This window comes from Falsiroseomonas sp. HW251, from assembly GCF_050563545.1.
Classification (GTDB): domain Bacteria; phylum Pseudomonadota; class Alphaproteobacteria; order Acetobacterales; family Acetobacteraceae; genus Falsiroseomonas.
In genome coordinates this window covers 181,663-193,517 of sequence record NZ_JBNXUM010000010.1, presented here as the reverse complement: position 1 = coordinate 193,517, position 11,855 = coordinate 181,663, and the positions used below count along the sequence as shown (strand labels likewise).

The 11,855-nt window shown below is 71.4% G+C and carries 13 protein-coding genes and 1 pseudogene; 10 read left to right on the top strand and 4 right to left on the bottom strand.

All coding sequences use genetic code 11. From position 1 onward, the window contains the following. The first annotated feature begins 7 nt into the window (after positions 1-7). The 9 genes from narH to ACLF3M_RS14425 all read left to right on the top strand — a co-directional run bounded on the left by narH (position 8) and on the right by ACLF3M_RS14425 (position 8,045). Positions 8-1,576 carry a nitrate reductase subunit beta gene (gene narH, locus ACLF3M_RS14465; protein ID WP_430657642.1) on the top strand — a complete coding sequence of 523 codons (1,569 nt, stop codon included), beginning with the start codon at positions 8-10 and terminating at the stop codon, positions 1,574-1,576. After that, positions 1,573-2,280, top strand: a complete 708-nt coding sequence (narJ, locus tag ACLF3M_RS14460; RefSeq protein ID WP_430657641.1) for a nitrate reductase molybdenum cofactor assembly chaperone — start codon at positions 1,573-1,575, stop codon at positions 2,278-2,280. Before narH ends, narJ begins: the two co-directional genes overlap by 4 nt. A 12-nt stretch (positions 2,281-2,292) precedes the next feature. Beyond that, positions 2,293-3,090, top strand: a complete 798-nt coding sequence (narI, locus tag ACLF3M_RS14455; protein ID WP_430657640.1) for a respiratory nitrate reductase subunit gamma — start codon at positions 2,293-2,295, stop codon at positions 3,088-3,090. Positions 3,091-3,095: 5 nt separating this feature from the next. Beyond that, a complete protein-coding gene (locus ACLF3M_RS14450; RefSeq protein ID WP_430657639.1) occupies positions 3,096-3,941 on the top strand; it encodes a peptidylprolyl isomerase in 846 nt (281 codons plus the stop codon). 12 nt (positions 3,942-3,953) lie between these two features. Continuing rightward, a complete protein-coding gene (locus tag ACLF3M_RS14445; protein WP_430657638.1) occupies positions 3,954-4,460 on the top strand; it encodes a hemerythrin domain-containing protein in 507 nt (168 codons plus the stop codon). Positions 4,461-4,470: 10 nt separating this feature from the next. Next, the gene (locus ACLF3M_RS14440; RefSeq protein WP_430657637.1) at positions 4,471-5,709 is read left to right on the top strand and encodes a molybdopterin molybdotransferase MoeA; all 1,239 of its coding nucleotides are present in this window, start codon (positions 4,471-4,473) and stop codon (positions 5,707-5,709) included. A gap of 1 nt (position 5,710) precedes the next feature. After that, complete coding sequence (locus tag ACLF3M_RS14435) at positions 5,711-6,427, top strand: carbonic anhydrase (protein ID WP_430657636.1); 717 nt, start codon at positions 5,711-5,713, stop codon at positions 6,425-6,427. A gap of 29 nt (positions 6,428-6,456) precedes the next feature. Then, on the top strand, positions 6,457-7,653 hold the full coding sequence (locus tag ACLF3M_RS14430) for an NnrS family protein (RefSeq protein WP_430657635.1): 1,197 nt from the start codon (positions 6,457-6,459) through the stop codon (positions 7,651-7,653). A gap of 212 nt (positions 7,654-7,865) precedes the next feature. Beyond that, positions 7,866-8,045, top strand: coding sequence for a hypothetical protein (locus ACLF3M_RS14425; protein WP_430657634.1), 180 nt, complete (start codon positions 7,866-7,868; stop codon positions 8,043-8,045). On the opposite strand, the pseudogene ACLF3M_RS14420 reads toward ACLF3M_RS14425, so the two are convergent. Beyond that, positions 8,042-8,862: pseudogene (locus ACLF3M_RS14420) on the bottom strand (IS5 family transposase). The gene ACLF3M_RS14425 and the pseudogene ACLF3M_RS14420 sit on opposite strands and share 4 nt — an antisense overlap. A gap of 187 nt (positions 8,863-9,049) precedes the next feature. Between ACLF3M_RS14420 and ACLF3M_RS14415 the strand changes: the two are divergent. Next, positions 9,050-9,226: a hypothetical protein gene (locus ACLF3M_RS14415; RefSeq protein ID WP_430657633.1), complete on the top strand. Its 177-nt coding sequence runs from the start codon at positions 9,050-9,052 to the stop codon at positions 9,224-9,226. Positions 9,227-9,712: 486 nt separating this feature from the next. Here the strand turns inward: ACLF3M_RS14415 and ACLF3M_RS14410 are convergent, their stop codons facing one another. From ACLF3M_RS14410 to ACLF3M_RS14400, 3 genes are all read right to left on the bottom strand, one after another. Beyond that, complete coding sequence (locus ACLF3M_RS14410) at positions 9,713-10,561, bottom strand: DUF3489 domain-containing protein (RefSeq protein WP_430657632.1); 849 nt, start codon at positions 10,559-10,561, stop codon at positions 9,713-9,715. Positions 10,562-10,656: 95 nt separating this feature from the next. Beyond that, positions 10,657-10,896, bottom strand: a complete 240-nt coding sequence (locus ACLF3M_RS14405) for a hypothetical protein (protein WP_430657631.1) — start codon at positions 10,894-10,896, stop codon at positions 10,657-10,659. Positions 10,897-10,964: 68 nt separating this feature from the next. Beyond that, a complete protein-coding gene (locus ACLF3M_RS14400) occupies positions 10,965-11,768 on the bottom strand; it encodes a hypothetical protein (protein ID WP_430657630.1) in 804 nt (267 codons plus the stop codon). Positions 11,769-11,855: the final 87 nt, after the last annotated feature.

The window sequence follows — 11,855 nt, the reverse complement described above, 5'->3', positions numbered from 1 at the left end:
TCAGGCCATGAAGATCCGCGCGCAGATCGCGATGGTGCTCAACCTCGACAAGTGCATCGGCTGCCACACCTGCTCGGTCACCTGCAAGCAGGTCTGGACCAGCCGCGAGGGCGTGGAATACGCCTGGTTCAACAATGTCGAGACCAAGCCCGGCATCGGGTATCCCAAGGACTGGGAGAACCAGGACAAGTGGAAGGGGGGCTGGACGCGCAAGCGCAACGGTGCGCTGCAGCCGAGGATTGGCGCGAAGTGGCGCATCCTGGCGAACATCTTCGCCAACCCGAACCTGCCGGAGATCGACGACTACTACGAGCCCTTCACCTTCGACTACACCCATCTCCAGACCGCGCCGGAGAGCGAGACCATGCCCGTCGCGCGCCCGGTGTCGCTGCTCACCGGCGAGCGGATGGAGATCAAGTGGGGCCCGAACTGGGAGGAGATCCTGGGCACCGAATTCCGCAAGCGCTCGGCAGACCGGAACTTTGAAGGCATCCAGAAGAAGATCTACGGCGAGTTCGAGAAGACCTTCATGTTCTACCTGCCGCGGTTGTGCGAGCACTGCCTCAACCCGGCCTGCGTCGCTTCCTGCCCCTCGGGCTCCATCTACAAGCGCGAGGAGGACGGCATCGTCCTGATCGACCAGGAGAAGTGCCGCGGCTGGCGGATGTGCGTCTCGGCCTGTCCGTACAAGAAGATCTACTACAACTGGCAGTCCGGGAAGGCCGAGAAGTGCATCTTCTGCTACCCGCGGATCGAGGCCGGTGAGCCGACGGTCTGCTCGGAGACCTGCGTCGGCCGCATCCGCTACCTCGGCGTGATGCTCTACGACGCCGACCGCATCGCGCAGGCGGCGGCCACCGAGAACGAGCAGCACCTCTATCAGGAACAGCTCGACATCTTCCTCGACCCCGAGGATCCGCAGGTGATCGCGCAGGCGCGCGCCGACGGCGTGCCGGAGGCCTGGCTCGAGGCGGCGCGCCGCAGCCCGGTCTACCGCATGGCGATCGACTGGAAGATCGCCTTCCCGCTGCATCCCGAATACCGCACGCTGCCGATGGTCTGGTACGTGCCGCCGCTCTCCCCCGTGCAGTCGGCCGCCGAGGCCGGGCATGTCGGCTGGAAGGACGGCCTGCCCGACGTCGAGGCGCTGCGCATCCCGGTGAAGTACCTCGCCAACCTGCTGACCGCGGGCGCCGAGGCGCCGGTGGTCAGCGCGCTGCAGCGCATGATGGCGATGCGCATGCACATGCGGGCGCGCACCGTGGAGAGCCGCGACGACACGGCGATCCTGGCGCACGTCGGCATGACGGCCTCGCAGGTGGAGGCGATGTACCAGACTCTGGCCATCGCCAACTACGAGGACCGCTACGTGATCCCGACCACGCACCGGGAATATGCGGAGAACGCCTTCGACCTGAAGTCTTCCTGCGGCTTCAGCTTCGGACAGGGCTGCTACGACGGCCGCACCGTCGGCAACCTGTTCAGCGCGACCGGCCCCTCCGCCGGGCGCATGGCGCCGCCCGCGCTCCGCGAGGCCAACGAGGCCGCTGCCGCGGCACAGGAGACCGGCCGATGAACCGCCGCCTCGCCGTCCTCTCTGTCCTGCTGCGCTATCCCGACACGGCGCTGCGGGCCGACCTGCCGGAGATCGGCCGCGCGGTCCCGGCTGCCGGCTTCCGCGCCGACCTGGCGCCGCGCATCGCACGGCTCGTGCGCCGGCTCGGCCTCGGCGAAGGCCTGGACCGCGAGGAGGCCTATGTGCGCCTCTTCGACCGCGGCCGCGGGACCAGCCTGCACCTGTTCGAGCACGTCCACGGCGACACCCGCAACCGCGGCCCGGCGATGATCGAGCTGGCACAAGTCTACGAGCAGGCCGGCTTCGCCATGGACGCGCGCGAGCTGCCCGACTTCCTGCCGCTCTTCCTCGAGTTCTGCGCGCATGCGCCGGCGGAGGTGACGACGAACCTCCTCGGGCAGTGCGCGCCGATCCTCGATGGGCTGCATGCGAAGCTGCTCGGCCGCGGCAGCGCCGATGCGCGCGCCTACGCCGCTGTGCTCGCCGCCGTCCTCGCCGAGGCCGGGTTCCGCCCGGCGCAGCAGCCGACGGCCGAGCAGGAGCGGAGCGACGCCGAGGAGTTCGCCGAGCTCGATGCGGCGTGGGAGGCCGAGCCGGTCGTCTTCGGTCCCGAATCCGACCCCGACAAGCAGGGCGCACGCGCCAAGGTGGGCGCCATGATCGACCGCCTGCGCGCTCTGCGCGCCGGCCATGCCATCCGCTGAAGGAGCGACGCCATGTCCGTCGTCTGGAACGGCTTCACCGATTACCTCCACGACTTCCTGTTCGGGATCTACCCCTACATCTGCATGGGCGTGTTCGTGATCGGCTCGCTCATCCGCTTCGACCGCGACCAGTACACCTGGCGCTCGGGTTCGTCCCAGATGCTGCGTGCGAAGCAGCTCCGCTGGGGCTCGAACCTCTTCCACTACAGCATCCTGTTCCTGTTCTTCGGCCACTTCTTCGGGCTGCTGACGCCGCACTGGGCGTATGAATGGGCGATCGCACCAGCCGACAAGCAGCTCGTGGCGGTCACCGCCGGCGGCATCGCGGGCGCCGTCTGCTTCGTCGGCCTATCGCTGCTGCTGCACCGGCGGCTCTACGATGCACGCATCCGCCGCACCTCGACCTATGCGGATACGTTCATCCTGCTGCTGCTCTGGGTGCAGCTGACCCTCGGCCTCGTCACGCTGCCCTTCTCGCTCGGGCACAGCGACGGCCTGGCGATGCTCAAGCTCTCGGGCTGGGCGCAGGCGATCGTCACCTTCCAGGGCGGGGCGGCGGACCTGATCCGAGGACTCGATCTCCCCTACCTCGTGCATCTGGTGCTCGGGATGACGCTGTTCCTCGTCACGCCCTTCACGCGGCTCGTGCACATCTTCTCTGCGCCGGTCTGGTACCTGTTCCGCTCCTGGCAGGTCGTGCGCGTGCGCGGTGGCTCGACCGCACGGCCCGGCCCGGTGCAGCGCCCGGGTCTCGCGCCCGTCCCCGCGCCGGTCCTGGCGGACCAGCGCCCCCGCGTGCCGGCGGAATGATCGCCATGGCCGTCCACATCCACCCGCGTCCCGCCGCCCCGACACCCGCACCGAAGGCCCATGGGCCCGCGCTGCCCGAGCACGACATCACCGTGAACGGCAGCGTCATCACCGCACGCGACGTCGCCGCCGAGATGCAGCACCACCCCGCCGACAGCGCCGACGCAGCATGGGACGCTGCCGCACGTGCCCTCGTCGTGCGCCGCCTGCTGCTCGACGCAGCGGCCGAAGCCGGCACCGCCGCGGCCAACGAGGCGGAGGAGGACGCCGCGATCTCAGCGCTTCTCGCCGCCGAGATCCGCATCCCGACGCCAGACGAGGCAGCCTGCCGCCGCTGGCTCGCCGCCCATCCGGAGCGCTTCGGCCGGCCGGAGGCGTGGGAGGCCAGCCACATCCTGATCGCCGCCGATCCGGAGGTGCCGGAGGAGCGCGTCGGCGCCGAGGCGCGGGCGCGCGACCTGCTCACGCAGATCACGGCGGCACCCTGGCGCCTGGCGGAGTTGGCGCGGCGTCACTCGGACTGCCCCTCGCGGGAGGAAGGCGGTGACCTCGGGCGCATCGCCCGCGGCTCGACCGTGCCGGAGTTCGAGGCGGCGCTCGCCGGTGCCGCGGCCGGCGGGATCCTCCCCGAACCTGTGCCGACCCGCTACGGGCTGCACGTCGTGCAGGTGCATCGCCACATTCCGGCTCAGGCGGTTGCCTTCGAGGACGTGGCGAAGGAGGTCGCCCGCGACCTCGTCCGCGCCTCCTGGGAGGCGGCGGCGCGGCAGTTCCTCGCCGTGCTGGCCTCCCGCGCGAAGATCGAGGGCTACGCCTTCGACGGCGTCGCCTCTGGCCCCCTCGTTCAATAACGGGAGGTCGCGATGGACGCGGTGGAGGCGGAGGTCGGCGGCCTCGGGTCCGACCTCCTCGCGGATCCCTGCGCCTTCCTGGCGGCGGAGCATGGCCGCCAGCGCGCGCTGCTCGGCCATCTCGAACGCCTGGCGCGGCGCGCGCACGGGGCCGCCCAGCCGGCGATCGCCAAGGCGCTCGTCTCCTGGCTCGCCTGCGAGCTTCCGCTGCACCTGACCGACGAGGGCGACAGCCTCATGCCCCGCCTCGCCGCCGCCGCGCCCGCGCTTGTCGTGCGGCTCGAGGCCGAGGACCTGGCGCTGCGCGATCTCCGCCAGAAGGTTCGGGAGGCCCTGGCAGCGATCGCCGCCGGCCACGCAGCGCCGGACGGCTTCTCGGCGACGGCGCTGGCCTTCGCGCAGTTCTACCGGCAGCGCCTCGCCACCGAGGAGGCGGAGGTCCTGCCGACCGCGCGCCGCGTGCTGGACGCGGCCGCCTTCGACGCCATCGCCGCCGAGATGCGGCAACGCCGGAACTGAGGGGGGCGCCATGCCCGACGGATCGCGTGTGTGCGGCTGCGACGAACAGGCCGGGCTGATCGCGCCCGACGTCGCGCTGCGGATTCTGCTTGATGACGCCGTCCCGGTCGCGCGCAAAGCCGCGGTTCCGGTGACCGCCGCGCTCGGCCGGGTGCTGGCGCGCGCGGTCGTGGCGGAATGCGACCTGCCGCCCTTCGACCAGGCGGCCATGGACGGCTTCGGCTTCACGGCCGAAGACTGCGCAGCCGAGACGCCGCCCCGTCTCGGCCGCCGGATCGCGGCCGGCGACGCGCCCGGCGCGGAGGTCCCGCCGGGCGACGCGGTGCGTATCCTGACCGGCGCGGCGGTCCCGGCCGGGGTGGCTGCCTTACTGATGGAAGAGCACGCCGCGGTACGCGCCGGCCAAGTGCTGGCCCGCCGACGGCCTCGGCCGGGCCAGAACATCCGCCGACGCGGCGAGGACGTCGCCGCGGGTTCCGAGGTTCTGGCGCCCGGCACGCCCCTCGGCGCGCGGCATGTGGCGCTGCTGGCAGCGCTCGGCGTCACTCAGCTGCATGTGCGGGACCGCGTGCGCGTGGCGCTGCTGTCCAACGGCAACGAGCTCGACGGGCGGCAGGGGCTGCGGGACAGCAACCGGCCGATGCTCGCGGCAGTGCTCGCCGGCCAGCCAGCGGAAGTCGAGGATTTCGGGCTGCTGCCCGACGACCCGGTCCGGCTCGCCGCCGCGCTGCGGGAGGCGGCGGCGCGGGCCGACCTGATCCTTTCGAGCGGTGGCGTTTCCGGCAGCGATGCGGACCACCTGCCGGTGGCGCTCGCGGCCTCCGGCGGCCAGGTGGAGGTGCTCAGGCTGGCGCAGAAGCCCGGCAAACCGCTGGCGCACGGCCGGCTCGGCGGGGCGCGCTGCCTGTTCCTGCCGGGCAATCCGGTGGCCGCGCTCGTCGGGATGCTGACGCTCGGCCTGCCGCTGCTGCACCGCCTCGCGGGGCTGCCGGCGGGAGCGCTGCGCATCACGCCCTGCGTCCTGGGCAAAGGGTTCGCGCGCCAGCCTGGATGCGTTGAGTACGTCCCCGTGCGGGCCTTCGGCGAGACTATGGACGGCCTGCTGCTGGTGGAGCGGACGGCCCCGGCCGGATCGGCGCGGCTCCTGCCGCTCGCCACCGCCGACGGGCTGCTGCGCATCCCCGCTTCGCTCGAGGCCGTCCCGGCGGGCGCCCGCTTCGGCATGCTGCCGCTGCGGGGGCTCGCCTGAGATGCCCACCGCCCGCCCGCCCCGGCCGAACAGCGCAGCGCTGCGTCGCCTCGTGGACGGCTTCGAACGCTTCCGCGACCAGCACTTCGAAAACGACCACGAGCTCTATCACGCGCTACTCGATGGGCAGCAGCCGGAGGTGATGGTGATCGCCTGTTCGGACAGCCGCACCGATCCTGCCATCATCTGCGGCGCAGAACCCGGCGACCTCTTCGTCGTCCGCAACGTCGCGGCGCTGGTGCCGACCTACGAGCCGGACCACCGACCGCGCGGCACCTCCGCGGCGATCGAATTCGGCGTCGTCGCGCTCGGCGTGCGGAACGTGATCGTGCTCGGGCACAGCTTCTGCGCCGGCGTGCGCTGCCTGTTGGAGCACGACCACGGCAGCCGACGCTTCGACTTCGTCTCCGACTGGGTCGACATCGCTTCCGAGGTGCGGGACGAGATGGACGGACTGGTCACCGAGGCCGAGCGGCCGGTGATCGCGCGCCGCGCCGAGCAGGCAGCGGTGCTGGCGAGCCTGCGGCACCTCCACACCTACCCATTCGTCGCGGAGCGGGTCGCCGATGGCCGCCTCTCCCTGCACGGCTGGTATTTCCACTTCGGCTGGGGCCTGCTGCAGGCCGCCGAGGGCCCGGAAGGACCGTTCCGTCAGGTGGACCGCGGCGTGCCGCCGGCGCCGGCCATCGGCCGCGCCGTGCAGGAGCCGCCGGCATGACTGCCCCGGCCACCGCGGAGCGCCCACGCATGGCCACGCCTGCTGCCCGCCCGATGCCCTTCGCCGTGCCGCTGTTCCGCGACGGCTTCCGCCCCTTCTTCCTGCTTTGCGGCCTCTGGGCCGTCGCGGCGATGCTGGTCTGGACCGCGGCGCTGCGCGGGGTGCCGCTGCCCGAAGGCTTGCTCCCGAGCCAGCGCTGGCACGCGCACGAGATGATCGCGGGCTTCGTCGGCGCGGCGATGTGCGGGTTCCTGCTGACCGCCGTGCCGAACTGGACCGAACGTCCGGGCTATGCCGGCTGGCCGGTGACCGGTCTCGCGGCGCTCTTCCTCGCCGCACGGCTGGCGCTGCTACCCGGCGTGTATCTGCCGCCCTCGGTCGCGGCGGGCGTGGCGCTGCTGCCGATCCCGGCGCTGCTCCTCACGGTCCTGCCGGCTGTCCTTGCGGCCCGGACGCCGCGGCTGTTCGGCCCGCCGGCCCTCATCCTGTTGTTCTGGGCGGGCGACCTGCTGATGCTGGGCGAGGCCGCCGGCTGGTTCGCCGGCACCTGGGCGGCCGGGCAGATGCTCGCGCTGAACGTCGCGCTGGCGCTGGTCGGGCTGATCGGCGGGCGGATCGTGCCGGCCTTCACGGTGAACGCGCTGCGAAAGGCAGGGCGCCCGGTGGAACTCCGGCCGCTGCCGGGCGTGGATCGCGCGGGAATCCTGGCGCTGATCGCGGTGGTGCTGGTCGATCTCGCTGCGCCCGGCGGCCTGTTCGCCGGCGGCGTGGCGGCGGCGGCCGGCCTGCTGGCCGCGCTCCGGCTGTCGAGCTGGCACGGCTTGCGGACGGGGCAGGTACCGCTGCTCTGGGTGCTGCATGTCGCCTACGCGCTGATCCCCGCCGCGCTGCTGCTGAAGGCCGTCTTTCTGCTGGCCGCAGCGCCCTGGGCTGCGGCCTGGCTCCACCTGCAGGCGGCTGGCGCCATAGCGCTGATGATCCTGGCGGTGATGACGCGGGCGACGCTCGGGCATACCGGCCGCGACCTGACGGCCCCGCCGCCCGTGGCAGCAGCCTACGGCCTGCTGATTGGTGCCGTCCTGCTGCGTGTCTTCGGCGGCCTGGCGCTGCCGGCGGCAACAGCTCTCGCTGCAGCCGCGCTGCTCTGGATCGGGGCCTTCTCGGTCTTCCTGGCCGCCTTCGGGCCGATGCTCCTGGCGGCGCGGCCGGACGGCAAACCCGGCTGAGCGTGATCCGTTCCGGGGTATTGAAAAACCATATCGAGGCGGAGAGATCGCATGGGTGACGAGCGGGTGCTGCCGGCGGCGGCCGGCGAGGTGGCGAAGGCCTATCCGGAGATCTGGAGCGCTTATACCAACTCCCATTGATCAGAACCCATGTGCCCAATCGCGCAATCCGATGGACATGATGCGCCAGGGCTGATCTGTACGGCGAGGAGGTGCGGCGCACCAACCGCATGGGCGTCGGCCCCACCGGCCTGCATGAATGGGCCTGGATGCGCTGGGGCCTCGGCTTCGACGACCTGGTTGACGAGCAGCGCGCCGTCCCCTTCTGGGCGATGCTGGAGCGGATTCGGAGGCGGCGAAGGCGGAGGGCCTGGCATATGCCGCGGAGCTAGGTCGTGGACTCGTAACTGCGGGCCCAAAGGCGTGTGGCGGCGAGGTGCAGGGCGGCGAGGGAGTTGCGGGCGAGCTTGTCGAAGTGATCGACAGTTCGATCATGCGCGCCCACCAGCATGCGGCCGGCGGTGTCGAAGCGGGTGGGGACGCGGCGGAAGTGCTTCAGCTTGTTGAAGAAGCGCTCGACGAGGTTGCGCTCGCGGTAGAGTTCGCGCGGGACGGAGCGCTGCACCTTGCGGTCGCGCTGGGTGGGGATGTGCGCCCTCCCGCCGCGGGCAGCGACGAGGTTGAGGATGGCGATGGCGTCGTAGCCGCGGTCCGCGACCAGGTCGCGCCCTGGCGCGATGCGCTCGACCAAGTCCGGCACGGCGGCCTTGTCGGAGGCTTGGCCGGGGGCGATTGAGAGCGCGACCGGCAGCCCCGCCGCATCGACGACAGCGTTGATCTTCGTGCTCAGTCCCCCACGAGACCGACCGATGGCGTGATCCGGGCCCCCTTTTTTCCGCCGGCCGCATGCTGGTGGGCGCGCACGATCGAACTGTCGATCAGCTGAAGCGATTGCGGCGAGCGCGCCGCCAGCGCCTCGAAGATGCGTAGCCACACGCCTGCCTTGGCCCAGCGATTGTAGCGGTTGTAGGCCGTCGTATAGGGGCCGTAGCGCTCCGGCAGGTCGCGCCAGGGCGAGCCGGTGCGCACCACGTAGAAGATCGCGTTCAGCACCCGCCGGTCATCCACCCGCGCCACCCCGCGCGGCTTGTTCGGCAGCAAGGGCGAGATGATCGCCCACTCCCCTTCCGTCAGGTCGAACCGAGCCATCTCAAGCCTCCCCGCAATCAGGAGCCTTGAATCAACCCAGCCCAGCCACCGCAAGCTTTATGAGTGCAGAACCTAGGCCTCGAAGAGCCGGTTACCGTCACCACGGTCAAGCCCGCCGGCACCACCAGCAAGCTCTTTGGCCTGACCGAGGGGGCATCTTCCGGCGCGGCGCCAGTATCTGCGCTGGGTGCAGTTCAAAGGCACGCGCGACGCGTCCGGGCGCTGGGCGGACGACAGCCACAGGCTGCTACCCGACTACGAAGCGCGCGGCTATCCGGTGCGCGCGCTGCGCTCCTACCCCGGTATGTCCATCGTCGGCTTCCCCACCCTGATGCCGCCTCGGCATTGGGGGCGCGGCTGGTGACCGCGCCGGAGGCGCCGCCGGAGGCGCCGCCGGATGAGCAGTATCGCTGGCTCTCGCTGCTCGTCGGGGTCTGTCCGATCTGAAGCGGGTAGCTCAGCTAGCAGTCTCTGCTTTCGGTCGTGCCCACATGAGCCTCCTTCACGAACACCGCGCGTCGCGGGATGGGGCGCGGAAAGCGCCTCCAGGACGTCGCGCAGGTGGGGCGTCCGCGGCGTGCGTCACGGCCCCGGCTCCGAGGAACGGCGGCGGCTCAGCACCCAATGCCGCTCGGCCCAGGCCGAAACGGTGAACTGCGGCGGCGGGCGAGGAATGGCCCCAGCGCCGCGGTGCACATGCTGAGGGGCGCGGGCCGCGGTCTCCGTCGATGGCGCCTGCGCGTGACGGACGCTTCGCGCTGTGGTTCCGCGCAGCCAACTTGCGAAGGCGCCGGGGATCGCGATGATCCCCGGCGCGTGTGATGATCCTGGGCGCTGTGGCCGACGCGCGTCAGCCCGGCAGGTGGTAGATCGTGAAGGAGCCCTTCGTGCCCTCCTTGTTCGGCCCAACCTGGCGCACCCGCTCCAGCACCTGCACCTCAATCCCCTGACGCTTCTTCAAGCCGGCGAAGAACCCGCGCACCGTGTGCTGCTGCCAGCTGGTGGCCTCGCAGATCTGGGCGATGGTGGCGCCCTCCTCGCGGCGGAGCATTGCCAGCACCGTCTCCTGCTTCGTGCCCTCGCGCGGCTTCCGCGGGGTGCCGGACTCGCGGGCCTGGCGCGGCGGCTTGCCGGCGAGGGTGGCGCGGATGGCCTGCATCGGCCCGTCGAGGGCGGCGATGATGTCCGTCTTGCGGTTCGCCTCGTTGTGCCAGGCGGCCAGCACCGCCTCGGCAGCGTCGCGCAGGCTGGCGCGCGGGGCGGGCGTAGGCGCGTCCTGGGGCGCCTCGGCCTCCTCCGCAAAGGCTTCCCCCTCCGCCGCGTCCTCCCCGTCCGTGGGCGCCATGTCGGCGCCCGTCGCGGCGGCCTCGGCGCCGGCGCGGCGCTCGGCGTTGCGGCGCGCGATGGCCTCGGCGCTCTGCTCGTCGTCCACCGGCGCGTCGCTCGCGTTCGAGTCGATGCCGATGGCGCGTAGCCCCTCGTCGGTGATCTTCAGCAGCATCTCGTCGCCATTCACCGTCCACTTCGCGATGGCGTCATAGGCAGGGCGGTGCACCGCGATCACCAGGTCGTTCTTCAACAGCGCCTTCGCGACCGACTGCCGCGCGCCGGCGGGCAGGCGCGCGGGCGGGTAGGCCAGATGGTCAGGATGCTGCGCTGCGGCGGTCAGGATCGCCATCTGCGTGTCAGTGAGTTTCATCGTCGGGGTCTCCCGTTCGGCACCCGAGGGGCCGGGTGCTACCACCCCGAGCCCCGCCGGAGCTGCCGGTCGGGCCGGTGCGGGAGCGTCCCGCGTCAGGCGGCGTATTCACCCCGGCGCAAGTGCTGATCTGCGATGTCCTTCAGCTTCGCCGTGGCGTCCGCGAGCCAGGCCGTCTCGCGCCAGAGCACCGCTTCCGGGTCCGCCCCGAAGTGGTCCTCGCTGGCCCCCTGCAACTCGGCGAGCAGGGCGTCGCACTCCGCCTTCTTCGCCAGGAAGGCTTTGAGGCTCCGCTGCTGGTTCGCTTCGCTCTTGCTCATCGCCTTCTCCGTCATGCGCATCGCGTGACGGACCATTCGCGCTGCGGCGTGGGCTGAGCCAAGCGATAGATCGCCGCCGCACCCTATTCGGTGGGCGATGTCCCGATGCCCGACCGGGACTCTAGCCGCGCCGCGACTTCCGTCAGCAGCGAGCCGATGTGCTCCTGCAGCATGGTCTGCACGAGGTGGGGATCCGTGCCGACCTGGGCGGCAATCTGCCCCGACACTCGCGCGGGCCAGTTCAGCAGCGCATCGCGCATGGCGCCCGCAATCTCGTCGATGCGGGCGTCCGCTGTCGCGATGTCGACCAGCCGCCCCTTGCTGCGATCGAGCGCGAGGCGCTGCGCTTCCACGCGCAGGGCCAGCCCGGCGATGGTCAGCCGCCCGAGTGCGGTCGTCTCCATCGGGGGCGCCAGCGGCGAGCGGCCTGGTCGTGCCGTCTCGGCTATGTCGCGCCGGACCCGGTCGATGTCCCAGCTGCCGTCCGGCTCGCGACTGATGCGCCCGACCCGCTCGGCCTTCTGGATGGCGGTGTGCGAGACGTCGAGCCGGCGCGCGACGTCACGCGCCGAGGTGGTGCGCTCCGGCATGATCGTCTCCATCACGACGGCAACTGGCAACCGGGCCGGCGGCGATGCCAGCCCGCTGGCAACTGCCTCGCTTTGGCGTCCACCGCTTCCAATCAGGAATGCACCTGGATGAATCACTTGCGGCTCGATCTGAGCCTTGGCAACACTGGCAACCTGCAGAAAAAGCCTGACGCTAGCGATGTCGCGCGCTTCCGCCCCCCGCATACGACAGGCCCAGGAAGGACCCATCGGCTCGCGAGGCACGCTGCGGATTGACCGGCTGCGTGGCTCGGGAGCCACCGCCGTGTCGAGCGACACGATCTCGACGTTCCTCAGACCTAGCACCAGCGACTCACGCGCCGCCACCGGGTGAATCGTAACAGCGTCGCCGTGGCGCTCCGTCAG

Bases quoted from the DNA above. Each gene is read 5' to 3' on its own strand.
- narH (WP_430657642.1), top strand. From the start codon at position 8: ATGAAGATCCGCGCGCAGATCGCGATGGTGCTCAACCTCGACAAGTGC.
- narJ (WP_430657641.1), top strand. From the start codon at position 1,573: ATGAACCGCCGCCTCGCCGTCCTCTCTGTCCTGCTGCGCTATCCCGAC.
- narI (WP_430657640.1), top strand. From the start codon at position 2,293: ATGTCCGTCGTCTGGAACGGCTTCACCGATTACCTCCACGACTTCCTG.
- ACLF3M_RS14450 (WP_430657639.1), top strand. From the start codon at position 3,096: ATGGCCGTCCACATCCACCCGCGTCCCGCCGCCCCGACACCCGCACCG.
- ACLF3M_RS14445 (WP_430657638.1), top strand. From the start codon at position 3,954: ATGGACGCGGTGGAGGCGGAGGTCGGCGGCCTCGGGTCCGACCTCCTC.
- ACLF3M_RS14440 (WP_430657637.1), top strand. From the start codon at position 4,471: ATGCCCGACGGATCGCGTGTGTGCGGCTGCGACGAACAGGCCGGGCTG.
- ACLF3M_RS14435 (WP_430657636.1), top strand. From the start codon at position 5,711: ATGCCCACCGCCCGCCCGCCCCGGCCGAACAGCGCAGCGCTGCGTCGC.
- ACLF3M_RS14430 (WP_430657635.1), top strand. From the start codon at position 6,457: ATGGCCACGCCTGCTGCCCGCCCGATGCCCTTCGCCGTGCCGCTGTTC.
- ACLF3M_RS14410 (WP_430657632.1), bottom strand. From the start codon at position 10,561: ATGAAACTCACTGACACGCAGATGGCGATCCTGACCGCCGCAGCGCAG.
- ACLF3M_RS14405 (WP_430657631.1), bottom strand. From the start codon at position 10,896: ATGACGGAGAAGGCGATGAGCAAGAGCGAAGCGAACCAGCAGCGGAGC.